27 protein-coding genes and 2 pseudogenes are annotated in these 23,548 nt (G+C 45.2%); 24 read left to right on the top strand and 5 right to left on the bottom strand.

What is annotated here, in order from left to right:
- The first annotated feature begins 5 nt into the window (after positions 1 to 5).
- Positions 6 to 446 (top strand): helix-turn-helix domain-containing protein, encoded by a 441-nt coding sequence (locus D479_RS15140; RefSeq protein WP_008638636.1) that lies wholly within the window; start codon positions 6 to 8, stop codon positions 444 to 446.
- Positions 447 to 488: 42 nt separating this feature from the next.
- Here the strand turns inward: D479_RS15140 and D479_RS15135 are convergent, their stop codons facing one another.
- Positions 489 to 737 carry a ferredoxin gene (locus D479_RS15135; protein ID WP_008638633.1) on the bottom strand — a complete coding sequence of 83 codons (249 nt, stop codon included), beginning with the start codon at positions 735 to 737 and terminating at the stop codon, positions 489 to 491.
- Between the two features lie 130 nt (positions 738 to 867).
- Between D479_RS15135 and D479_RS15130 the strand changes: the two genes are divergently transcribed.
- Genes D479_RS15130 through D479_RS15115 form a run of 4 tightly spaced genes read left to right on the top strand, consistent with a single transcriptional unit; the run spans position 868 to position 4,318 of the window.
- Positions 868 to 1,920, top strand: coding sequence for a helix-turn-helix domain-containing protein (locus D479_RS15130; protein ID WP_008638631.1), 1,053 nt, complete (start codon positions 868 to 870; stop codon positions 1,918 to 1,920).
- Positions 1,917 to 3,428: a RecQ family ATP-dependent DNA helicase gene (locus D479_RS15125; protein ID WP_008638630.1), complete on the top strand. Its 1,512-nt coding sequence runs from the start codon at positions 1,917 to 1,919 to the stop codon at positions 3,426 to 3,428. The genes D479_RS15130 and D479_RS15125 overlap by 4 nt, the downstream gene beginning before the upstream one ends.
- A complete protein-coding gene (locus D479_RS15120) occupies positions 3,418 to 4,014 on the top strand; it encodes a CPBP family intramembrane glutamic endopeptidase (RefSeq protein ID WP_008638629.1) in 597 nt (198 codons plus the stop codon). The genes D479_RS15125 and D479_RS15120 overlap by 11 nt, the downstream gene beginning before the upstream one ends.
- Positions 4,007 to 4,318 carry a hypothetical protein gene (locus D479_RS15115; RefSeq protein ID WP_008638628.1) on the top strand — a complete coding sequence of 104 codons (312 nt, stop codon included), beginning with the start codon at positions 4,007 to 4,009 and terminating at the stop codon, positions 4,316 to 4,318. Before D479_RS15120 ends, D479_RS15115 begins: the two co-directional genes overlap by 8 nt.
- A 101-nt stretch (positions 4,319 to 4,419) precedes the next feature.
- Here D479_RS15115 and D479_RS15110 read toward each other — a convergent pair whose 3' ends face one another.
- The 3 genes from D479_RS15110 to D479_RS20290 all read right to left on the bottom strand — a co-directional run bounded on the left by D479_RS15110 (position 4,420) and on the right by D479_RS20290 (position 5,549).
- Complete coding sequence (locus D479_RS15110; protein WP_008638626.1) at positions 4,420 to 4,989, bottom strand: manganese catalase family protein; 570 nt, start codon at positions 4,987 to 4,989, stop codon at positions 4,420 to 4,422.
- 75 nt (positions 4,990 to 5,064) lie between these two features.
- Positions 5,065 to 5,331: a spore coat protein CotJB gene (locus D479_RS15105; RefSeq protein ID WP_008638624.1), complete on the bottom strand. Its 267-nt coding sequence runs from the start codon at positions 5,329 to 5,331 to the stop codon at positions 5,065 to 5,067.
- The gene (locus D479_RS20290; RefSeq protein ID WP_008638623.1) at positions 5,328 to 5,549 is read right to left on the bottom strand and encodes a spore coat associated protein CotJA; all 222 of its coding nucleotides are present in this window, start codon (positions 5,547 to 5,549) and stop codon (positions 5,328 to 5,330) included. The genes D479_RS15105 and D479_RS20290 overlap by 4 nt, the downstream gene beginning before the upstream one ends.
- A gap of 148 nt (positions 5,550 to 5,697) precedes the next feature.
- Here D479_RS20290 and D479_RS19975 point away from each other — a divergent pair, with 148 nt between their 5' ends.
- From D479_RS19975 to D479_RS15075, 6 genes and pseudogenes are all read left to right on the top strand, one after another.
- The gene (locus D479_RS19975; RefSeq protein ID WP_008638622.1) at positions 5,698 to 6,486 is read left to right on the top strand and encodes a metallophosphoesterase; all 789 of its coding nucleotides are present in this window, start codon (positions 5,698 to 5,700) and stop codon (positions 6,484 to 6,486) included.
- Positions 6,487 to 6,554: 68 nt separating this feature from the next.
- Entirely contained in the window at positions 6,555 to 7,454 is a 900-nt protein-coding gene (locus D479_RS15095) for a MerR family transcriptional regulator (RefSeq protein ID WP_008638621.1), read from the top strand.
- A gap of 134 nt (positions 7,455 to 7,588) precedes the next feature.
- A pseudogene (locus D479_RS15090) lies at positions 7,589 to 8,169 on the top strand (genetic competence negative regulator).
- A 127-nt stretch (positions 8,170 to 8,296) separates the two neighbouring features.
- Positions 8,297 to 9,241, top strand: a complete 945-nt coding sequence (locus D479_RS15085) for a D-alanine--D-alanine ligase (protein WP_008638618.1) — start codon at positions 8,297 to 8,299, stop codon at positions 9,239 to 9,241.
- A 129-nt stretch (positions 9,242 to 9,370) separates the two neighbouring features.
- Positions 9,371 to 10,651 carry a Glu/Leu/Phe/Val dehydrogenase gene (locus D479_RS15080; protein ID WP_008638617.1) on the top strand — a complete coding sequence of 427 codons (1,281 nt, stop codon included), beginning with the start codon at positions 9,371 to 9,373 and terminating at the stop codon, positions 10,649 to 10,651.
- A gap of 152 nt (positions 10,652 to 10,803) precedes the next feature.
- Positions 10,804 to 11,736, top strand: coding sequence for a YpdA family putative bacillithiol disulfide reductase (locus D479_RS15075; RefSeq protein WP_051989400.1), 933 nt, complete (start codon positions 10,804 to 10,806; stop codon positions 11,734 to 11,736).
- Between the two features lie 30 nt (positions 11,737 to 11,766).
- Here the strand turns inward: D479_RS15075 and D479_RS15070 are convergent, their stop codons facing one another.
- Entirely contained in the window at positions 11,767 to 12,735 is a 969-nt protein-coding gene (locus D479_RS15070) for an asparaginase (protein ID WP_008638611.1), read from the bottom strand.
- Between the two features lie 88 nt (positions 12,736 to 12,823).
- Here D479_RS15070 and prsW point away from each other — a divergent pair, with 88 nt between their 5' ends.
- The 13 genes and pseudogenes from prsW (at position 12,824) to der (ending at position 23,543) form a co-directional block, all read left to right on the top strand.
- Complete coding sequence (gene prsW, locus D479_RS15065) at positions 12,824 to 13,489, top strand: glutamic-type intramembrane protease PrsW (protein ID WP_008638609.1); 666 nt, start codon at positions 12,824 to 12,826, stop codon at positions 13,487 to 13,489.
- A 102-nt stretch (positions 13,490 to 13,591) separates the two neighbouring features.
- Positions 13,592 to 14,428, top strand: a complete 837-nt coding sequence (sleB, locus tag D479_RS15060; RefSeq protein ID WP_008638607.1) for a spore cortex-lytic enzyme — start codon at positions 13,592 to 13,594, stop codon at positions 14,426 to 14,428.
- Between the two features lie 11 nt (positions 14,429 to 14,439).
- Positions 14,440 to 15,780 carry a germination protein YpeB gene (gene ypeB, locus D479_RS15055; protein WP_008638605.1) on the top strand — a complete coding sequence of 447 codons (1,341 nt, stop codon included), beginning with the start codon at positions 14,440 to 14,442 and terminating at the stop codon, positions 15,778 to 15,780.
- Positions 15,781 to 15,957: 177 nt separating this feature from the next.
- Positions 15,958 to 16,611 carry a PilZ domain-containing protein gene (locus D479_RS15050; RefSeq protein ID WP_008638603.1) on the top strand — a complete coding sequence of 218 codons (654 nt, stop codon included), beginning with the start codon at positions 15,958 to 15,960 and terminating at the stop codon, positions 16,609 to 16,611.
- 143 nt (positions 16,612 to 16,754) lie between these two features.
- Entirely contained in the window at positions 16,755 to 17,435 is a 681-nt protein-coding gene (gene cmk, locus D479_RS15045; RefSeq protein WP_008638600.1) for a (d)CMP kinase, read from the top strand.
- A 7-nt stretch (positions 17,436 to 17,442) separates the two neighbouring features.
- Positions 17,443 to 18,024, top strand: coding sequence for a lysophospholipid acyltransferase family protein (locus D479_RS15040; protein ID WP_026577346.1), 582 nt, complete (start codon positions 17,443 to 17,445; stop codon positions 18,022 to 18,024).
- Positions 18,025 to 18,126: 102 nt separating this feature from the next.
- Positions 18,127 to 19,269, top strand: a complete 1,143-nt coding sequence (gene rpsA / locus D479_RS15035) for a 30S ribosomal protein S1 (RefSeq protein ID WP_008638596.1) — start codon at positions 18,127 to 18,129, stop codon at positions 19,267 to 19,269.
- A gap of 16 nt (positions 19,270 to 19,285) precedes the next feature.
- Entirely contained in the window at positions 19,286 to 19,414 is a 129-nt protein-coding gene (locus tag D479_RS21230) for a hypothetical protein (protein ID WP_277422411.1), read from the top strand.
- A 51-nt stretch (positions 19,415 to 19,465) separates the two neighbouring features.
- Positions 19,466 to 20,308: pseudogene (gene fni / locus D479_RS15030) on the top strand (type 2 isopentenyl-diphosphate Delta-isomerase); the annotation flags it as partial.
- A gap of 345 nt (positions 20,309 to 20,653) precedes the next feature.
- Positions 20,654 to 20,986: a hypothetical protein gene (locus D479_RS20480; RefSeq protein ID WP_152413404.1), complete on the top strand. Its 333-nt coding sequence runs from the start codon at positions 20,654 to 20,656 to the stop codon at positions 20,984 to 20,986.
- Positions 20,983 to 21,852 (top strand): YIEGIA family protein, encoded by an 870-nt coding sequence (locus D479_RS15020; RefSeq protein WP_008638591.1) that lies wholly within the window; start codon positions 20,983 to 20,985, stop codon positions 21,850 to 21,852. Before D479_RS20480 ends, D479_RS15020 begins: the two co-directional genes overlap by 4 nt.
- A gap of 12 nt (positions 21,853 to 21,864) precedes the next feature.
- On the top strand, positions 21,865 to 22,050 hold the full coding sequence (locus D479_RS15015) for a hypothetical protein (protein WP_008638590.1): 186 nt from the start codon (positions 21,865 to 21,867) through the stop codon (positions 22,048 to 22,050).
- A gap of 182 nt (positions 22,051 to 22,232) precedes the next feature.
- Entirely contained in the window at positions 22,233 to 23,543 is a 1,311-nt protein-coding gene (der, locus tag D479_RS15010) for a ribosome biogenesis GTPase Der (RefSeq protein WP_008638588.1), read from the top strand.
- Positions 23,544 to 23,548 lie beyond the last annotated feature (5 nt).

The raw sequence follows: 23,548 nt of genomic DNA, 5'->3' as shown, positions 1-23,548 counted from the left end.
TGGGAATGGACAAAGAACAGTTGATAGCAATCATCTCCGATAAGATAAAACTGATACGTGTGGAACAGGGCTACACACAAGATCAAATGGCGGTGATCATCGGTGTCTCGAAAAAAACGCTCGTGCAGATTGAAAAAGGGCGTATTTTAGCGGGATGGACGACCGTAGTGGCCGTCATCGCACTGTTTCCGGGAAGTAGTGTGTTAAAAGCAGCCTGCGGTGATTCCCCGCTGGAAACGGCATTGACTATTGCCCATCAACGGTACGAGTGGGAAGCTTCTCGCCAAGAGGAATGGTACTGGAAGCCTTTGGAGGAGAAAGGCAGTGTTGTCATGGAGCAGCACGCTGTAAGCGGCCATTACCGGATTAGTGACTATAATACAGGAAGACGTTTCACCAGTGTGGATCGTACAGAAGCAGAAATGACTCTCGACCGTTGGACTTAACTGTAAAAAAAAGCCCCTGCCGATATCGGGAGGGGCTGCAAACTATTCGTGTTTCAAAGGGTCTCCGTCAAAGGGTGTGTCGGCAATTTTTATTGAATCTGTCGGACACCCTTCGAAAGCGTCTTCCATATCTTCTTCATACAGTTCCGGGACCTCGAACGATCCTTTGTTATCATCGAGTACTGCATAAGCAATTCCCTCATCATCATAATCATATATGTCAGGTGCAGCTGCGCCGCATGCCCCGCATGCGATGCACGTATCCTGGTCCACAATAGTGAACTTAGCCACCGTGAAATCCTCCTTTGTCCAAACGATTATTAAATAGACAGATTTACATAAGTACACCATTCATTGTAAATCCAGCTTATATACTTTTCAATAGGAAGCACCTGACCGGATACAGGAAGGAGGGGAAGTCGTGTTTCAATACTTACTGTTGACATGTATAGAGAAACTTAGAGGCGAGCGGACGGTTTCCGGGATTTTTCACCTGCTGACCGGGAAGCGATCTTCCCAAACGATGCAGGATGCGAAAGGGTATCGTCTGGACAATTATTTTGCCGTATATACAGATTTAGAAAGAGAGTCGCTGGATAATGAAATAGGGAATCTGGAGCGTCGCGGCTGTATCCGGATGGAAAACGATGCTTATCCCGCTTTGACAGTGCATGGGAAGAAAGCGTTGGAAGAGTATGCCGGCCCTGCTCTTACTGCATTTGATGGGATGGCAAAACACACCATTATCCATGTATTCCGTCAGCGACTGAATTTATTGATACAGACGTGGACGAATATAAACGCTTCTATTTCATCCTTTGTGCCGATGGTGGACGATCCTGAGGTACAACAGTGGGTGAAGCGTATGTATGCAGGTCAAAAGGGGAAGCTCACCAGGACAACTCATGACCTCTTCGATGAACTGCAGGTGATACTGAATACCTGCCATAGTCTGGAAGCTGGTATATTCACATACCGCATGACAGGCGGTGGAGTGATTGGACTGACAGTGGAACAGCTTGCCAGGGAGTTCAAGATTACGGAAATGGACGTAAGGATTTGTCTTGAGCATATGTACTATCGTCTCTATCAGGTGAGCGAAGAAAGCTTTCCCATCCTTTCCTCCTGTAAAACAGGGCTCGGCGGCACAAGTTTGGTGACAGAATCAGCAAAACGGACGTACCATTATTTAGAGCAGGGATACAGTTTGGACGACATCGTCTCTTTGCGGCGTTTGAAGAAGAGCACCATCCAGGATCATGTCGTGGAAGCGGCATTGGTGGATTCTTCCTTCCGTTTTGAGCCATTCATGAGAAAAGCAGAGGTAGAGGAGATTATCATGGTCGCACAACGTTTGGATACAAAACGGCTTAAGCGCATAAAGGAAGCGTTAGACGGAAGGTACGACTACTTTCAATTGCGGCTTGCTCTGGCAGTGGCCCAGCATTTTTATAAAGAAAGGAAGCTTTTATGACGACACTGGATTTGACTAAAGCTTTGGAACATTACTTCGGTTTCCGGCAGTTCCGGGAGGGGCAGGAAGAAGTGATCAGGGATATTCTTGCCGGCGAAAATGTTCTTGGGATTCTCCCGACGGGTACAGGTAAGTCTTTGTGCTATCAACTCCCTGCCAAGCTGCTAGGTGGAACAGCGATCGTTGTTTCTCCGCTTATTTCCCTTATGATTGACCAGGTTAAACAGTTGAAGGCAGCCGGTTATAAAGATGTGACAGCCCTGAACAGTTTCATGGATCGTCAGGAAAAAATAAGAACATTGGAACGCCTTTCTGACTTTTCACTCGTATATATCTCGCCGGAAATGTTGCAGAATGAACGGCTTAAAGAGCGGTTGGACAGCACGAATGTGACGTTGTTCGTCATTGACGAAGCTCATTGTATTTCTCAATGGGGCCATGAGTTTCGGACCGATTATATGAAACTGCACCGGACGATCGAGGAGATCGGAAATCCACCCGTTCTCGCCCTCAGTGCAACGGCAACCCCGGAGGTACAGCAGGATATTATGGATAAGCTGAATCTTCCAAACATGAAAAAACGAATCTTTCCTATGGATAAACAGAATATAAGTCTGGCAGTGGAGTCCTATGAGAAACCGGATGATAAGGTGGACAGGATCGTAGGTCTATTAAATAGTAATCATGCTCCAACCATGATCTATTTTTCGAGCCGGCAATGGGCGGAAAGAGTTTCCGTTGAGCTTAGGCAGAGGGTTGACAAGCGGGTGGCTTTCTATCACGGTGGTATGGATCAAACGGACCGGATGCTTGTTCAGCAGCAGTTCATGAATGATCAGCTGGATGTAATATGCTGTACAAGTGCATTCGGCATGGGGGTGGATAAAGGAAACATCCGCCTTGTCATTCACTTTCACCTCCCTTCCCAACTGGAATCGTTCATACAGGAAATCGGTCGGGCCGGCCGTGACGGGGAAGCTTCTGTAAGTCTTGTCCTGCATACTCCTCGTGATCACCACCTTCCACAGCTGCTTATACAAGGTGAGCTCCCGACAGAAGCGGATATTGAGCGTGTCCTCCATTCATCGAATCGTCCTGTTTCTGTGGAGGATACTTTGATGATGGAAGCCTATCAGCTCTCGGAATCACAATGGAATTTCATAAAGTATCACTTAGAGGAAAACGGGTGGATGAACAATCAAAGAATCAGCGATGTACCGTCTTCCTTTCACCTCGAGTTGAAGCGGATATTACGTCAACGCCTGGAGTATAAGCACTATAAACTTAAGGAAATGTTGAGCTGGCTGCACGTCACTGGCTGCCGGCGTGAAAGTCTTTACCGTCCGTTCCAATCAGGGTACCGGGAACCAAATGTGCCCTGTTGTGATAACTGTGGGTTTCACATAGATAGTGTTAGATTTAATGTGAATAGTCGTGTGTTGGGTGCCGGCAGCTGGTTGGATCGTTTGAAAAGCGTGTTTCAAATAGAGGCGTCTCATGAATCGTAAAAGCCAGGCGGAAATCATTCATGAAATGAGTGATCGGGAAGTTACGGTTCAATTAGTATTTACTCAGCTCGTCCTTCTCCTTCTCGCGTTGGCAGGAAGCTTCTTTCTTTTCGATTCCTTTCAAGCGGAGTGGAGGAAGCTGTTTTATGTAGAATTACATACATGGGTCTATTTCGGGATCATCCCGGGACTTCTGATACTTCTCATCGATTTTATTCTCATGTATAGTTTACCTGAAAAGATGTACGATGATGGCGGTATTAATGTAAAGGTATTCCAAACAAGGTCCGTAGCAGGTATTGTGGCTTTGACCCTGCTTATAGCCATTAGTGAAGAGCTTTTGTTTCGCGGCGTACTGCATACCCAGTTCGGTTATATTATTGCGAGCGTTCTCTTTGCTCTGATGCATATTCGTTATTGGAATAAAATAGTGCTGCTCCTGTCTGTGTTATTCGTAAGCTTTCTGCTTGGCTATATGTTCGAATGGACAGGGAGCATCACGGTTACGATTACCGCCCATTTTATTATTGATCTAATATTGGCATTATCGATCCGTTTCGGCAAATGGGGTGGAGGAAGTGAGTGATAAATTGAAAGAAAAGGATCAAGCGGAGCAATTGAGAGGTTATGCGGAAAAGGAACAGTTCCAGGAGACAGAACCTGACGTACTGAACCTCCCACCGAGAAGAGATACCCATGATTCCAAACAGTCCAAAACAAAGTGGAAAGTGGGTACCCTATGGATCCGCTTCCTTCTGCTCGTATTTATAATACTCATCTGTGTATGGCTGTCTTATCCGTATTGGGACCAGTGGTTTGAACACTCCATCCTGGACCCCTCTCAACCGGAGTACCAGCATCAAAAAGTCACTGTGGACAGAACACCTTAAGTAAGAGGATTGCAATAATTTAATCCGGACCACCTTATGATAGTCTTCGCTCGAAGACTTGGAGGTGATCCGGATTTTTTGCTGTGTGACTAAGTCGCTCCTCAAAAAATCTTCTTACGGTCGCGTTCATCCTTCAGTATTTCAACTGCTTCCCGGAACCGTTGAGAGTGAATGATTTCCCTTTCCCTCAAAAACTTCAAGCTGTCATTAAGGCAAGGATCATCAGACATATTAATGATCCACTGATAAGTCGCCCGTGCTTTTTCTTCTGCAGCGATGTCCTCGTATAAGTCAGCAATCGGGTCCCCCTTTGCTGCTATATATGTAGCAGTCCATGGGTTGCCGGACGCATCATTATAATAAAGCGCATGGTCATGATTGGCGTAGTGGGCACCGAGACCGGCTTCCTTCATCTGCTCGGGAGTCGCATCCTTTGTCAATTTATAGACCATAGTTGCAATCATTTCCAAGTGTGCAAATTCCTCCGTTCCGATATCCGTCAGCAGACCGATAACTTTATCCGGGATGGTGTACCGCTGATTTAAGTAACGAAGAGCAGCAGACAATTCCCCGTCGGCGCCTCCATACTGCTCGATCAAATACTTGGCAAGTCTCGGATTACATTCGGAAACTTTCACTGGATATTGGAGTTTTTTTTCGTAATACCACATACCACCACTCCTTTTAGGTTAAGTCGCTGGAAAGGAGAGGGATGACCCACCCACCCTTCCAACTGTGGTTATTCTTCATACCTGCCACGGCCAGGGGCTGTCTTTCCAATTCCAAGGGTATCCGGAGAAGCTGCCGCCGAATTGACGCAGTGGTCCGAAGTGTTGTTCATAAGCGGCTTTTAAATCTCTGCTTTGGACAGCAAGCTGATTGAATTGTTGGATCGCCTGGGTATCGTTCGGATGCGTATCCAGGTAAAGCGTCAGTTCGACGAGGGCGAAATCGACCATTTGAATCTGTTCCATCATTTGGGCACGTAGATCCGTTTGAGGTGCCTGATTCATTGTTTCCCTCCTTGCGGCAGAGGCGTAGGGTAAGGATCGAAGAGAACAGGCCATAAGGTCCCTTTGTACAGTGCCTCCTGCAGAGAGAACTGCGGTAGGTTGGGCGGCTGAAAACCTAAATACAAATTAGGAGGGGTTTGATAACATGCATACCCTCTCGGGGGGCAGGGGTCATTCGGACTGTGGTACGGTTGGTAACATTTAATCGGGGTGTACATTCCACTCATCACATCCTTTACCTCTCATAGATATGTCCAGGGATACTTGTCCTATGAAGATTCATGGAGAAGTTTATAAACCATTTCATGTTATCCTTGAGCGATTTGTGATACGATTAACTTCCATAATTCGAGGAGGGGACCCAAGATGTGGTGGATATTATCTATAGCAGTATTAGGAATGGTCGTCATTCTCCTCTTCATGGTTCACAGTGCCTTTAACGACCGGTTGGAGAGAAAAGAAGTGAAGTTAGCTGCTTATCCATACGAGAAGCCTTTGGAACTCTTATTTCTTTCCGATGTACATAATCGACGAATCCTTGAACGATCTCTTCTAAAGTATCCTCAGCCGGAGCTGATTATTATAGGAGGGGACTTCGTCGATGAGAGAACATCAAGGGAGAAATTAGTCCGGAATGTACAGACTCTGCAAAAGGCAGGGGCTCCTGTTTATTTCATTCCTGGTAACAACGATCATGAATATCATGGTCAAAAAATCATTGCAGAACTGGCTGCCCTCGGCGTCCAAACATTGTCGAATGAGGATGCAGTCATAAAAATAAATGATGAGAGACGTATTTTGCTGAGAGGACTTGATCCTTATTACCTTGGTACAGGGCTACGCTCGTTTCGACAGGATCCAGGAGACGTGTTCTCTATCCTCTGCATCCACGATCCATATGTGTATCATCGGATGCACGAAGAAAATAAAGCACGCTTTTCCCTCGTCCTCAGCGGACATACCCATGGCGGGCAGGTTCGTCTATTCGGACTTGGTCCATACAAGAGAGGTGGATGGGCAGGTTCGGCAGAACAGATGAACCTGGTCAGTGAAGGATACGGGACCTCCGCTTTACCGTTGAGACTCGGAACGAGAGCGGAGCTGCATTCCATTCAAATTCTTCCTGCTGCGAAGGGTTACAGGGAAAAGATATAGAGAATAGACAAATTTTACACGTTATTCTTCCTTCTTATATAATAGAGAAAAAGGACAGGTGGGGCGAGATGGATACGGCGAGACCTAAATATAATATAAAAGCAGTTTCCCAGCGGCTCGGCATTCAACCGGGTACGCTGCGTGCATGGGAGCGTCGTTATCAAATGATCCGCCCCTCACGGAATGAAGCAGGACACAGGCTGTACACAGAAGAGCATATCAGGATATTAAAATGGCTGATGGAGAAAGTGGATAGAGGTTTTACCATTTCCCAGGCTGTCTCGCTTCTTGAGAGCAATCAGGAAGTAGTGGTGGATACAGATAACAGAGATCATAGCAAACAGTTGGTAAAGCTCGGAGATGATCTGCTTGACGCCCTGCTTTCCTTTAGTGAGAATGATGCACAAAAACATCTCGATCATGCTTTTAGTCTTTTTACTCCGGAAACAGTCGCTATTGATATTATCGGCCCGATCCTCATTAACATTGGGGATTTGTGGGAAGCCAACAAAATAACAAGTGCACACGAACACTTTGCGAGTCAGTTTATCCGGTCCAGAATCGGCATGATGCTTTTATCTATACCGACGGACAGCATGCTGCCTAAGGCGCTGCTTGTGTGCGGACCAAATGAGCGTCACGAATTAGGGCTGCTTATCTTTGCTTTATTTCTGAAGCGTAAAGGCTATGATGTTGTATTCCTTGGACAAAGTATAGCCGGCGGAGATATTGATATCGTGATTGATGAAATTAAGCCTAAATATATGTTCATGTCCTGTACGCTTAAGAAGAACATACCAATAACCGTCCGCTTGGCGGAATCTCTTCAGAAACAGTACCCTGATCTTGTCATCGGCCTCGGCGGGTATGCTTATGATCGCCTTTCTGAATTGGATAAGAAGCGGATAGAGCCGTTCATTGTGGGGAATTCAAAGAAAGCATGGGAGGTTTGGCTGAAAGATAATTGAACAGAGATATGAATTCTCTGGAGAAAGCGGCCGGCCCTTCCTGCTGTGCCGGATATAATTTGAAAAAAGGTGCCATAATCGGAACGTACATCATAATATATAGATAACACACATTGTGGCAGGGGGGCGATCATGTGCGAGTGGAAAGAATGACGAATGAGAAGTTTAAGATATTTTTGACGTTTGATGATTTAATGGATAGAGGTTTGTCACGTGAAGAGCTGTGGAACGACCTCCCGAGGTACACAGAATATTTAGTGACATGATGTATGATGCGGGGATCGAGCTCGGTTTGGAACTTACCGGAGTGCTGCTTGTTCAGGTGTACCTATTACAGGCGCAGGGAATGCTTGTGGTCGTGACCAGAACAGAATCCCTGGACTTGGAAGAGGACGAAGATTACTTTGAAATGAAAGTTACATTGGACGAAAGTAAAGAAATGATGTTTTCTTTCGATGATTTCGAGGATGTGATCCAGGCCGGTATACAACTCTATCAGCTGGGCGTGACAGGCGGTAGCGTTTATTATTATAATGAAAATTACTATATGCTGCTTCAGGATGAAGATATTTTACATCTGGATCAGGACCAGGTAATTGCACTGCTGTCAGAGTTTGCGTCTGCTTCTGCAGCTACTTCCCATCGGCTGATGGAATACGGGAAGCTGGTTATGGACGGTCAGGCGTGTGAAACATTATTCATACACTTTTCCTGATTTGTCGGAACGATGCTTATTAAAAGCTTCGTTCTTTTTATTTTTAATAGAAGCAGACACGTTGGACGTGTTAAGATTAAAACGGTATCAAACTATTATTATTGTAGTTGGAAATGGAGTGTAAAGCATGAAGATAGCGGTTTTATATGGTGGAACTTCCGGAGAACGGGAAGTGTCCTTATCGACAGGTAAAGGAATCATTAACGCCCTGAAGAACAAAGGGCACGAAGTGGTTTCCGTGGATTTTTCTCCTGATAGAATAAACGAGGTCCTTGATCTGGATGTAGATCTTGTGTTCATAGGGCTTCACGGACGTTTCGGAGAGGATGGGAAAATTCAGGGCGTGCTCGACATGATGGAACTTCCTTATGTAGGTTCAGGAGTCCTAGCCTCCGCTCTTGCCATGGATAAAGCAAAATCAAAGCAGTTGTTTTCGTTGAACGGACTTCACACAGCGAAGAGTGTGGCGTATGACGTGAGGGATTCAACCCTTTTCCATAAGATTGAAGAGGAGATTAAGAAGGAATTCCAACTTCCTTTCGTCATTAAGCCGAATCAGGAAGGTTCTACCCTTGGGTTGACGATTGTAAAAGAAGAAAAACAGATAAAAGGTGCTATTGAAACGGCTGCAAAGTCAGATACTGATATATTGGTGGAAGATTTCATCAGTGGAAGGGAAGTTACGGTTCCGGTTATCGGAAAGAAAGGGAAGGAACAGGCGCTCCCTGTCATTGAGATTATACCTAAGAATGATTATTATGATTTTGATTCAAAATATAAGCCAGGTGGAAGTGAGCATATTGTTCCTGCCAAAGTGGAAGATGCTTTGACAGAAAAGCTTCAGCAGCATGCGGTTCTTGCACATCAGCTGTTGGGGTGCGATGTCTACTCCCGGGTCGATTTCATTATTAATGAAAGGAATGAGCCGGTAATACTCGAAGTTAATACACTTCCTGGAATGACACCGACGAGCCTTTTCCCTGATTCTGCCCAGGCGGTGGGCTGGAGTTATGATGATCTGATTCAGAAGTTCGTAGACCTTTCCGGAGCCACGGAGAAGAAAAAGGTGTAATCGCTTTCTTTTTATTTGGTTAATTAGGAGAAAAGCTGTATTTCCATCTTTTCTTAACCAGGTGGAAGGTGTATACTAATCACTGAAAGATGAGCCCTAATCGAATGGATGGATATAGGAGGTAAATGGATGGTAGCCGATAAGCCAGCAGATTCTGCAAATGAAACTAATGATAAACTAGACGTGTTGAAGTCCACACAGAAGGTGGTCAAGAAAGCACTTGATAAATTAGGATATCCAAATGAAGTTTACGAATTGATGAAAGAACCTGTACGAATGATGACGGTCCGTATCCCCGTTCGTATGGATAATGATCAGATCAAAATTTTCACAGGCTATCGAGCGCAGCACAATGATGCTGTCGGACCAACGAAAGGCGGAGTCCGTTTTCACCCGAATGTCACCGAAAAAGAAGTGAAAGCCTTATCTATATGGATGAGTCTTAAGGCAGGCATCGTCGACTTGCCATATGGTGGAGGTAAAGGCGGCATCATCTGCGATCCACGTGAAATGTCCTTCCGGGAGCTCGAGGGAGTCAGTCGCGGTTATGTACGTGCCATCAGTCAAATTGTAGGTCCGACAAAAGATATTCCTGCACCGGATGTATTTACTAACTCTCAAATCATGGCATGGATGATGGATGAATACAGTCGTATTGACGAATTCAATAATCCAGGGTTCATCACAGGAAAGCCGTTGGTGCTAGGCGGCTCACACGGCAGAGAAACCGCAACGGCCAAGGGAGTAACCATCTGTATAGAAGAGGCAGCCAAGAAAAAGGGTATCAGTGTAGAAGGCGCACGCGTAGTCGTTCAGGGCTTTGGTAATGCGGGAAGTTTCCTTGCCAAATTCATGCACGATCGTGGCGCAAAAGTGATTGGTATTTCTGATGCTTATGGCGGATTGCACGATCCGGATGGGCTGGATATTGATTATCTGCTTGACCGCCGGGACAGCTTCGGTACGGTAACGAACCTGTTTAAGAATACCATTACCAATGAACAGCTCCTGGAGCTTGACTGCGACATTCTGGTTCCTGCAGCGATTGAGAATCAGATTACAGAAGATAATGCACATAATGTTAAGGCTTCTATCGTAGTAGAAGCTGCCAATGGCCCTACGACGCTCGATGCTACGAGAATTTTATCTGAACGCGGCATCCTTCTCGTTCCCGATGTCCTTGCATCCTCAGGTGGTGTAACCGTATCCTACTTTGAATGGGTACAGAATAACCAGGGGTATTATTGGACGGAAGAGGAAGTGGAAGAGAAACTCCATAAGGTTATCGTGAAGGCCTTTGACAATGTTTACGGTACAGCCGAGACGAGACGTGTGGATATGAGACTGGCTGCTTATATGGTCGGCGTGCGTAAAATGGCCGAAGCATCAAGGTTCAGAGGATGGATATAGGTTGATTCTAATCGAACAATCTCCTATCATAATATGGTAGGAGATTTTTTATTATGTTAAGTGTCATCAGGTCCAGGTTATTGGAAGAGGAGTGTTTCATTGTGCAACAACCGAATGAAGATGTAATTATAATAGGCGGTGGGCCGTGCGGAATGAGCGCAGCCATCGAATTAAAAAAACATGGAATCGATCCACTAATTATTGAAAAAGGAAATGTCGTTAATTCCATTTATCATTATCCGACGCATCAGACGTTTTTCAGCTCCAGCGAGAAACTGGAGATAGGAAATATTCCGTTCATCAGCGAAAGGCAGAAACCTGTACGTAACGAAGCGCTTGCTTATTACCGCGCCGTTGCAGACAGAGAGGATCTGCGCGTAAACACCTTCGAAAAAGTGTTGACGGTTGAACAGTCAGGCACGGGCTTCGTTGTAAACGCGGAAACAAACACAGGGGAAAACAACGTCTACCAAACGAATAACATCATCGTTGCTACCGGATATTATGATCAGCCGAATTTCATGGGTGTCAAAGGGGAAGAGCTACCTAAAGTCATGCATTATTTCAAGGAAGGACATCCTTATTTCAAGAAAAAGGTCGTTGTCATCGGTGGAAAGAACTCAGCTGCAGATGCAGCGCTTGAACTGGAGAAATGCGGTGCGGAGGTAACAGTCCTTTATAGAGGAGAAGAATATTCAAAAAGTATTAAACCTTGGATTTTACCACAATTTGAAGCCCTTGTAAGGAAAGGGATCGTCGATATGGAATTCTGTGCCGACGTAAAAGAAATCACGGAGGATCAAGTCGTCTATGAGTGCCGCGGGGAAGAGAAACGCATAGCCAACGATTTCGTCTTTGCTATGACCGGGTACCGTCCTGATCACGGATTCCTTCAAAGAATTGGCGTGGAGATGGATGAAGAAACAGGGCGTCCTGCCTTCCAAGAAGACACAATGGAGACAAATGTGTCTGGAATATACATTGCAGGTGTTATTGCTGCCGGTTATAACAACAACGAGATTTTTATTGAGAACGGTCGCCACCATGGCGGTCGCATCGCTTCATCCATCATTAATAAGAAATAAAAAAGGAGCCTCAGGGCTCCTTTTTCGATTTCAGCTGAACATGTGCTCAAGCTCTGTCCGGTTATTAGTCAATTCCAATGCAACCATCAGTTTAATGCGGGCTTTCGGTCCGGTCAAACCGTTCGCAAATATGGTACCGAGCTGACGCAGTTCCCTTCCACCGCCTGCATATCCGTATGTATCCTGGACGATACCTTGGTAACACCGGGAAACGAGGACAATCGGAATATCTGCATCCAGTGTCCTGGCAATGGCATCTACCGTTTCGGGCGGAAGGTTTCCTTGGCCGAGCGCTTCGATGACGAGACCATCAGCTCCGCTTTCCTTAACGGCATCAATTAGAGAACCGTCCATACCAGCAAATGCTTTGATCAAGGAGACTTTCTTATCAATTTTCTGGATCGGATAGGATTCATGTTTGGTCATTTTATGGTGGAAGAAGACAGCTTGTTTGGTGGTGATTCCAATTGGTCCATATTGGGGGCTTTGGAATGTCGCCACATTACTGGTCGATGTCTTTGTAACGTTTCTCGCCGTGTGTATTTCATCATTCATCACGACAAGGACACCTTTGTCCTGTGCTTCGTCACAGCTTGCTACTCTTATCGCACTTAAAAGGTTGTATAAACCATCGGAGCCAATTTCATTGCTTGATCGCATTGCGCCGGTCACAACGACAGGCTTTCTCGTCTGCAGGAAAAGGTCCAGGAAAAACGCTGTTTCTTCCAGTGTATCCGTGCCGTGCGTAATCACGATGCCGTCATAATTCTTACGGGCCATCTTTTCATGGATGGACCGGCCGAGTTTCAACATGTGGTCCGGTCGAATGTGGGGGGAGGGAAGGTAAAATAGGATGTCATCCTCAATTTCTACGTGATCTTTAAGCAGCTCGGAAATCTCCTGTAAAGGGTGGTTGGAAGCTGTATTCACTTCTCCTGTTTCTTTATCCTCTTTCATCGAGATTGTCCCACCTGTATGAATGATCAAAATTCTTTTCATAGCACACCAACTTCCATTCAATTATTCCTTTTCCATCTTCTTCATGATACGATGAAATGTAGGTGAAAGAAAGAGAGAGGTTGATAAAATGGCCATACTCACTGCTGCCATATCTCCTGCTGTGGCCATCATGACATTCATATACTTAAGCAAACGGATCGAGTTGGAACCGTTACCGCTGATTTTTCGCATGTTCGTTATCGGTGTCATTATGGTGTTCCCTTTGATGTTCATCCAGTATGCCTTTCAAGCAGAAGGGGTGTTTCAAGAGCCTTTTCTAAAGTCCTTCTTCCTTGCGGGTCTGCTTGAGGAATTCTTCAAATGGTTCTTCCTTCTGTTCGTGGCATACAGGCATTCCGACTTCGATCATCATTATGATGGAATCATCTATGGAGTAGCAATCAGTCTGGGGTTTGCAACAATCGAAAACGTCATTTATTTGTTTGCAAACGGAATAGAAATTGCGGTGCTCCGTGCGGTCTTTCCGGTATCCTCCCATGGTCTTTTCGGAATCATGATGGGCTTTTATATGGGAAAAGCCAAATTTGCAGGAGAGTATTCAAACAGATATATGTACATCGCTCTCTTTATTCCAGTTATGCTTCATACCATATATGATTATATCATCACAATCAAGGGAGATTCATGGATGTATTGGATCACCCCGTTCATCGTGATCTTATGGATAATCAGTTTCCGCCATATCCGAGTTGCCAACCAACATCATACTTCGTACCCGGAAATCGATCATTGAGCTGCCCCTGGCAGCTCTTTTTTTATCTCACAGGCTGTGTATAAAGTTCAACATCTGTCAAAAACTACCCCTATAAATTATTGGGACAGGGGTGTGTATGAAATGGTATGGAAGAAAGCAGCGGTCATCATGATTGGAATGACGCTTTTGATGATACCTGTGTACTCAGGAAATCAAGTGGAAGCATTCTCCAATCAAGTGATACAGCAGGGAGCGACAGGGGATGACGTAATTGAACTGCAGTCCCGTCTCCAGTATCTCGGCTTTTATAATGGAGAAATTGACGGAGTGTTCGGTTGGGGTACGTATTGGGCTCTCCGTAATTTTCAGTATGAATTCGGTATGGAAATCGACGGGTTGGCGGGACCTGAAGTAAAAAATAAATTAGTGAAGGCGAGTAATTTTGATGAGGGTTTTGTTAAAGAACAGATCCGCCAGGGAAATAAATTCACTCATTACGGCGGAACGCCTAAGTCTCAACAGACAAAGAAACCAGCCGGAAATGATTCAAACGGTAATCAGGCTCCGGAACAATCGAAACCTAAAAAAACAGAGCAGACAGCCGTCAACGTTCCAAGCGGATATTCACAGAATGATATTCAACTGATGGCAAATGCAGTGTACGGAGAGGCGCGTGGAGAGCCTTATGTCGGTCAGGTTGCCGTAGCTTCCGTTATATTGAACCGAGTCGAGAGTGCTTCGTTTCCTAACTCTGTGTCCGGTGTTATTTTCGAACCCCGCGCTTTTACTGCGGTCAGTGATGGTCAAATATGGCTGGAACCTAATGACACAGCTAAAGAAGCGGTGCTTGATGCCATTAATGGCTGGGACCCTTCTGGAGAAGCGATGTATTATTTCAACCCTAATACAGCGACTTCGAGCTGGATATGGTCCAGACCGCAAATTAAACAAATTGGTAAACACATATTCTGTAAATAGGAGGTGGAAGTATGGTACGTTGGATAACTATTATTGTTTTGAGTATTGTCTTAGTCGGAGTAGGGGTATGGGGATATAAAGAAAACCAGGATAAAAACGCAGTCCTTCTACAGGCGGAAAACAGTTATCAGAGAGCCTTTCATGATCTGACCTATAATATAGACCTACTACATGATAAAATCGGCTCCAGTTTAGCAATGAATTCCAGGGAACAGCTTTCTCCGCAATTAGCAGAAATATGGAAGATTTCGTCGGAGGCTAATACAGACGTAGGTCAGCTTCCTTTGACCCTGCTCCCATTTAATAAAACCGAAGAATTTTTATACAATATCGGTGATTTTGCCTATCGGACAGCTGTTCGGGACTTGGAGAAAAAACCGCTCAGCGAAGAGGAAATCGGCAAGTTGGAGCAGCTTCATGAACAATCAGGTGAAATTGAAAAAGAGTTGAGAAAAGTCCAGAATGTTGTTTTAAATGATAATTTAAGGTGGATGGACGTTCAACTTGCGTTAGCAACCAATGATGAAGTTGGTGACAATACCATTGTGAACGGGTTCAAGACGGTGGAGAAATCGGTAGAGAGCTACGAAGGAGACACCACGCAGGTCGGCTTCGGGGAAGCGACAAGGGACAAGCCGTTTGCTGATCTTTCAGGGAAAGAAATGTCCGAAAAAGAAGCGAGAGAGACGGCAAGTAAATGGTTGGAGAAGGTAGACCCTCAAGCGCTGACGGTAACTAAATCCGGAGAGGGGGCAGAAGTACCTACCTACACCGCTTCCTTCCAAAAAGGGGATAAAAACGGGTATATCGATTTAACAGAGAAAGGCGGACATCCGCTGACGATCATGATCAACCGTCCCGTAGGAGAAGCAGAAATCAGCTTGTATGATGCTTCCGAAAAAGCTAAAAAGTACGTGCAAGGATTAGATATTGATGAACTGACTCTTATTGAGAGCAGCCAATACGACAAAATGGGTGTCTTCCGCTTTGTTTATACGCAAGACGACATCCGGTACCATTCCGATGCTATTGTTGTCAAAGTTGCCCTTGATAATGGAGAAGTTCTTGGTATGTCAGCAAGGGATTACTTCAACTACCACACCGATATGGAGGTAAACAAACCGGAAATTACGGTGGAGGAAGCCAGGGATAAGATAAATCCAAACCTTGAAATTCAAGAAGAGCATATGGCGGTTATTGAAAATGATGTAAAAGAACAAGTGCTGACTTACGAATTTCTAACCACTATGGACCAGACGACGTACCGAATTTTCATTAACGCTTCCAACGGAGAGGAAGAAAAAGTGGAGACGTTGAAGAAAGCCGAGATGAAATTCAACCAGGATGTATAAGTTCCATATAAAAAAGGACTGCAGAGATGCAGTCCTTTTTTACATCGCAGAATAATAGTAGTGAAACCCGTTATTCGAATAGGTTTCAATGAATCTTTATACCTAAATGCTTTCCTTTTTATAATGGTCGTGGGATAATTAGTTAATGCTTAAGACCCATGAAACGGAGGGCAATCCATGAATCCTTTACACATTGGTATTCCGCTTTCCCTTGAAACGGAAAACAACGGTGGAGAAACATTCAAATGCAAAATAGTGGACGTAGAAGAAGCCTTCGTCTGTATTGACTACCCCATCCACTCTGTAACTGGAAGACCTGGTTTTTTCCTGGAGGGAGCTGTGTTTAAGGTAAGCTTTGTCGACAACCAACAAGCCGTGTATTCATTCGAAGCAACAGTAGTCGGGAGGGAAAAAAGAACGATCCCGGTCATTCTACTGGAACTGCCGGATAAACAGGAGTGGAAAAGAGTACAACGTAGACAGTATGTCCGCGTCCCTGCGAACGTTGATATAGCGGTGGAGGTGGATGGTGTCCCGTTTACGACGGTTACGCATGATATCAGCGGGGGAGGCGTTCTTATAGTGAAACCCTCCACTAAAATATTTCCTAGTGACAGTCCTGTAGAGATGACTATCGTGCTGCCGATGAAGTCGGGATCCTATCATTACGTCCGTGCTGTGGGTGAATTGGTAAGGGAAATAGAGGGTACGGATCAACGCCCGGAAAGGGCTTCATTGGAATTTTCGGATATAGAAGAACAGGATCGTCAGACGATCATCCGTTATTGTTTTGAACAACAGATGAAACTTCGTACAGATAAGAGAGTTTGATGGAGAATTCATGGATTTTTTTACAACCGTTATGTTATTCTTTTAATTGTATATAAATCGAATGAACGCTTACTCAACTGGAGAAAGACGCACGGTCCTTGTGCGTTTTTTATTGTAGTATGGTAGATGGAGGATATGGATGTATGAACACTATGACAATTGCGATTGACGGACCGGCCGCAGCCGGCAAAAGCACAGTAGCGAAAAAGGTGGCGGAAGAGCTGTCCTTTATTTATGTGGACACGGGTGCCATGTACCGCGCCCTTACATGGAAAGCGTTAAAGCACAAGGTATCCCTTGAGGATGAGGAAGCTTTGACCGCGCTTCTGAAAGAAACGGAACTGAATCTTATTCAGAGCCCGGATGGACAAAGGGTCATCCTTGATGGCAAAGATGTTTCCGATGATATTCGTACCGACGAAGTCACCAATCAGGTGTCTATCGCTGCAAAACATCGCCTTGTTCGAGAAGAGATGGTAAGAAGACAGCAGGAGCTTGTCAAAGATAGAGGGGTCGTCATGGATGGCCGTGATATCGGTACCCACGTACTTCCTCAAGCGGAGGTAAAAGTATTTATGATTGCTTCGGTCGAAGAACGTGCAGAACGCCGTCATAAGGAAAACCTGAAAAAAGGATTCCAATCCGATCTTCAGCAGTTGAAAGAGGATATTAGAAAACGTGATGAGATCGACTCCAACCGGGAAATCGCCCCTCTGGTGAAAGCAGCGGACGCTGTCGAGGTGGACACGACATCCATGGATATCGAAGAGGTTGTGAGCCGTATCCTTGATATAGTCAAAGAGAAAGCGGCTAAGGGGGAATGAGGCAGTGATGGATCTTTATAAAGTAGGTAAGGCTGTCTGCAGTGCCATTTTTTATCCGATGTTCCGGATTAAAGTCATTGGTAAGGAAAATATACCTGCTGACGGTCCTGTCATCATCAGTGCCAATCACATTTCCAATTACGACCCTCCCGTAGTTGGGATTACAAGCAGCAGGAACATTTACTTTATGGCTAAAGAAGAATTGTTTGAAAAACGTTTCATTGGGGGAATATTGAAAAGAGTCCATGCTTTCCCTATTAAGCGCGGCATGCGGGACCGGAACGCTTTGAGAAAAGGTCTTGATATTCTTAAAGAGGGCAATGCACTCGGTCTGTTTCCTGAAGGTACAAGGCAGAAAAACGGTGAAATCGGTCAGGGGCTTGCCGGGGCAGGCTTCTTCGCGCTTCGATCAGAGGCGGCCATTGTGCCCTGTGCCATCATCGGTCCTTACCGGAAATTTAAGCCTCTGAAAGTTGTTTATGGTAAGCCGATCGATATGACAGAATATCGGGAAAAGAAAGCTTCTGCCCAGGTCGTTACGGATCGAATTATGGAAGAAATCAGACAATTGCATAAAATTCATCAATGATGAGGCGTAATCACTTGACAAAATGCTCTAAATATTAGAAGTTAGACAAAAGGGCATTTCTGTATTTTAGGTTGTGTCGGAAATTGAAGGAGGTAGCTTGGTATGGATGAAATGAATCAGGAAGTATCAGGAATGAAAGAATTCTCTGCAGGGGACATCGTGACTGGTAAAGTCGTGAAAATTGAAGATAAGCAAGTCCTCGTAGATGTTGGATATAAAGTCGAGGGTATTGTACCTATCAGTGAACTATCCAGCCTTCATGTAGAAAAAGCTTCAGATGCTGTCAGCGAAGGAGACGAGCTGACTTTGCAGGTTAAGAAAGTGGAAGATGATGAAATCGTCCTTTCGAAGCGAGCTGTGGATGCTGATAAAGCATGGCAGGATCTGGAAGCCAAATTCGAAAGCGGAGAGATTTTTGAAGCGGAAGTCAAAGACGTCGTTAAAGGCGGACTTGTCGTGGATATCGGCCTCCGTGGATTTATTCCGGCTTCATTGGTTGAAACGTATTACGTTGAAGATTTTGAAGACTACAAAGGAAGAACATTATCTTTGAAAGTCGTGGAATTGGATCGTGAACAAAACCGTGTCATCCTCTCCCACCGTGCTGTAGTTGAAGAAGAAGAATCAGTTAAGAAACAAGAGGTCCTTCAGTCACTCGAAGAAGGTCAAGTGATCGAGGGTACCGTTCAAAGGCTTACAGATTTTGGTGCCTTTGTTAATCTTGGAGGGATCGACGGGCTTGTACATATTTCACAGCTCTCCCACCAACATGTAGAGAAGGCTTCTGATGTTGTGGAAGAAGGACAAGCTGTGAAAGTGAAGGTCCTCTCAGTCGACCGCGATAACGAAAGGATTTCTCTATCTTTGAAAGCTACACAGCCGGGACCTTGGCACGATATCCAATCCAAAGTTAGTTCCGGGGATGTATTGGAGGGCACTGTGCGACGTCTCGTTAGTTTCGGAGCGTTTGTGGAAGTGTTCCCTGGAGTGGAAGGTCTCGTCCATATTTCTCAAATTTCCAACCGTCATATCGGGACACCTGATGAAGTCCTTGATGAAGGACAGCAGGTCGAAGTGAAAGTTCTTGACGTTGACGAAAATGCAAAACGTCTCTCCCTTAGCATGAAAGAGCTTGAGCGTGATGAAGAACGCGCCGATATTCAACAGTATGAGAAAGAGGACGATAACTCCGGCTTCTCTCTGAGTGATATGATCGGTGATAAACTAGATAAATATAAGAAGTAATGAAGCAGGTGAGGATATGAGTAGATCGGAAAGAAAAATCGACATATCCGCCACGCCTTGGGGCATGAACGGGAATTTCACAATCATTTCGATGATGTACAGATCGTTCATCAAAGTCTGGCTGAGCTGGACTTTCATCAAATAAGCATAGATTCACAAGTGGGGGAACTTAATTTAACGTTCCCTCTTTGTCAATGCGATGACAGGCGGCGGTGGTCGGGAAACGGAACGCATTAATAGGGAATTGGCTGTCGTAGCTAAGCAGGCCGGAATCAGCATGGCTGTAGGTTCGCAAATGTCTGCCTTGAAAAACCCCGAAGAACGCCGGACGTATGAAGTGGTTCGAGAAGAAAACCCGGAAGGAATTCTCTTTGCTAATGTCGGAAGTGAAGCGACTCCCGATCAGGCAGTGGAGGCCGTCCGTATGCTCGGAGCAAATGCACTTCAAATTCATATTAACACCCTACAGGAATTAATCATGCCCGAAGGAGACCGCGACTTCACTAAGCGTTCTGTGAACATTAAACGAATCCTGGAGCGTTCACCTGTTCCTGTTATTGTGAAAGAAGTAGGGTATGGTATGTCCAAAGAAACGGTGGACAAACTTTATGACATGGGAGTGCGGTACATCGATGTCGGCGGAAGAGGTGGAACGAATTTCTCTAAAGTAGAGAACATGCGCAGAGAACGGCCGTTTGCTTCCTTCAATAACTGGGGCATTCCCACACCTTCTTCCATCCTCGAAAATGCGGCCCGATACAGTGATCTTCATCTGTTTGCATCAGGCGGTATCAGAAACGGACTTGACGGTTCGAAGGCCTTGGTTCTCGGCGCCCAAGCTTTCGGTATGGCAGGAGCTCTCTTGAAAGTTCTAGTCGAAGAAGGGCCGGATAACCTCCTATCAGCTGTCGACCATATTCATCAAGAAGTGAAAATGGCAATGATGCTTTTAAACTGCACGAAAACGCAGGAACTGAAGGGAAAACCATACGTTTTGTACGGTCAAACAAAAGATTGGTACGATCAAAGAAACCCATGACAATGTCATGGGTTTTTTTGTTATGGCTGATGTTTAAACTGATACATTTTGTTCCATAATAAAGGGGATAAAGGGGGGATCCATATGCCGGCAACGTTTTATTGGATAACCTGGATGGTTGTAATTATCGCATGTTTTTTTGCGAATACGTACATCAGACCAAGGCTGTACATTTTTTTGTGCCTTTCTATGTGTCTCTACAATGTTCCTTTTATACAGGAAACGGATTATATTTTTGTCCAAACCGGCTTTTTTTTGCTGTTTGGAATATATTTTTGGAATCGGACAAGACGTAAGAAGTGGGAGCATGCTTGGCTGCTCCTATCAAGCATTGGTTATTCGGCCGTGTGGATCATTCATATCATACACCCGGTTTGGGCGGTGTTTCCGGGGATATCCCTGCTTTTGGCGGGAGTGGTCTTCAGTCTGCGTCTTGTTATACGGGATTTAGAAGGGCGCATAGGATTGTGGATTTTTATGAATGCAGGAGGATCGCTCCTCAGTTACTATGTCTTCTCTCTTTACACAGAAGAAGGATTGGTGGAAAGCGGAAATATGATGACGCTGACGATGAAGGGGTTATTCATCCTATTTATCATCTACGGCGTGGAGCGTATGAAACAATCGATTAACAAAAAGAAACGCAGCCTGCGAAAGAAAGGATCTGCATTTGTATGAACGAATTTACATATCCCATCCTTTTTGGGATCATCGTCGGTACCGCTCTTCGTGTTTTTATGTTGCGAACAGATTATAGACAGTACCCAACCTATCTTCATGGAAAAATCATTCATTTGTCGTTAGGCTTCATCGCCGCTTCTCTTGGTACGATAGCGGTACCTTCCATAATGGAGAAAGAATTTACTGCTGTGACATTTCTCACTCTTGCCGCCTCTCAGTTTCGGGAAGTGCGTAATATGGAGAGAAATACTCTATCTGAAATGGATTCCTATGAGCTTGTACCGAGAGGGAATACTTATATTGAGGGGATAGCCGTTGCGTTTGAAAGCAGAAACTACCTGGTTATCTTCTCGTCTTTCCTCGTTACGCTAGGATACCTCGCTTTTAATGTTTGGGTCGCGATAGGTGCGGCGGTGGTGGTTTTCATCCTGTCGAGTGTGTTGATGAGCGGATCCCAGTTGTCTGATATCGTCACTGTTGAACAGGCAGAGGTGTCCTTTGACGGTGCCGGTTTATATGTAGACAACATTTATATCATGAACATCGGACTCAAAGAGCGTCAAAGAGAGATATTAAAATACGGAATGGGTTTTATTCTTACTCCAAAATCATTTAACTTCCGGTCGACGATTGCGAACCTCGGCCAGCGTCAGGCGATTTTACATGACGTTTCCGTGTCGCTGGGGGTTTTCCGCGATTCCGGTACGCCTGCGCTTGTACCGTTGATTAAGAGAGACTTAAATGATGGAAGGATCGGTGTCTTCATCCTTCCTCAGGAGCAGGACCCGGTAAGGGCGAAAGAAATTATTTCAGCCGTACCGGTACTTGAGAATGCGATACAAATGCCGACGAAGCGGAGATAGGGAGTGTTTCTCATGAAAATAGAGAAAGCGATATTGGCAGCTGTTACCACATCCGAAGATAAAGTGCAGGGAAGTGCTGCCGTATTCAAATGCGAGACAAAAGAAGAGATGGAAGCGGTCGCTGCCAACCTGGAAGCAATTCTTGACGGAATTGCTCATGCACTGAGTGATCATCTCTATATTATTGTCAAACATTAAGGGTTGGATAAAGAATTGTTTCTTTTCACAAAGTTTGCTAAGATAATAAAGTTAATGGCATCCTGCTGTTCTTCGGAAGATGGGCTGTTACACCATCCCGTTGAAGAACGGCATTTTTTGCTTTTTACTACTGAGTACACATGAAATAATTGAAAAAGAAATAGAGAAAGGATGATCCTTTCATGAGAAAATCAGTAATTGCGATCGTCGGCCGCCCGAATGTCGGGAAGTCGACCATCTTCAACCGATTGGTAGGAGAAAGAATTTCTATTGTAGAAGATACGCCCGGTGTAACGAGGGACCGTATCTATGCAGAAGCCGAGTGGCTTACTACACGCTTTAACGTCATTGATACAGGAGGAATTGAACTTGGGGACGAGCCTCTCCTCGTTCAAATGCGTGCCCAGGCCCAGGTGGCCATCGATGAAGCGGACGTGATCGTCTTCATGGTGAACGGACGTGACGGCATTACAGGTGCGGATGAAGAAGTGGCGAAGCTCCTTTTTAAATCCAATAAACCGGTCGTGCTGGCTGTTAATAAAGTAGACAACCCCGAGATGCGTGAAAACATCTACGAATTCTATTCCCTCGGTTTTGGAGAGCCATTCCCGATTTCAGGGACACACGGCCTTGGACTCGGAGACATGCTCGATGAAGTCGTCAGCCATTTCCCAGAGAAAGTGATGGAAGAGGTGGACGATGAAACAATCCGCTTCAGCTTGATCGGCCGTCCGAATGTCGGGAAGTCTTCACTTGTTAACAGCCTTCTTGGTCAGGAGCGGGTTATCGTCAGTAATATAGCAGGAACGACCCGCGATGCTATTGACACGCCTTTTACCAAAGATGACCAGGATTTTGTTATCATTGATACAGCAGGTATGAGAAAGCGTGGAAAAGTTTACGAATCAACAGAACGCTACAGTATCATGCGCGCCTTGAAAGCAATCGAACGATCCGATGTCGTCCTTACACTGATTGATGCGGATACTGGTATTCATGAACAAGATAAGAAAATTGCCGGTTATGCGCACGAAGCCGGAAAAGCTGTCGTCATTGTTGTCAATAAGTGGGACACTGTAGAGACAGAAGAGAAAACGATGAAGGAATTCGAGGATAAAGTGCGGGATCAATTCCGTTTCCTCGACTATGCGCCGATTGTATTCTTATCCGCTAAAACGAAAAAGCGGATTCATACGCTTCTGCCGAAGGTGCTGGAAGCGAGCGAAAATCACTCGAAGCGTGTTCAGACGAATATCCTGAACGAAGTCATCGTGGATGCGCTGGCGATGAATCCTACACCTTCTGTGAAAGGGCAGAAACTTAAGATCTTTTATGCTGCTCAAGTATCCGTCAAGCCGCCGACGTTCGTCGTTTTCGTGAACGATCCGGAATTGATGCACTTCACATACGAGCGCTTTCTCGAGAATAGAATTCGTGATGCGTTCGGATTCGAAGGTACTCCAATTAAAATTTATGCAAGGAAACGTAGCTAATCGTC

Origin of the sequence: Halobacillus sp. BAB-2008 (genome assembly GCF_000328325.1) — a bacterium.
Classification (GTDB): domain Bacteria; phylum Bacillota; class Bacilli; order Bacillales; family Halobacillaceae; genus Halobacillus.
The sequence above is the reverse complement of the archived record's forward strand: the minus strand, read 5'-3'. Positions and strand labels throughout refer to the sequence as shown.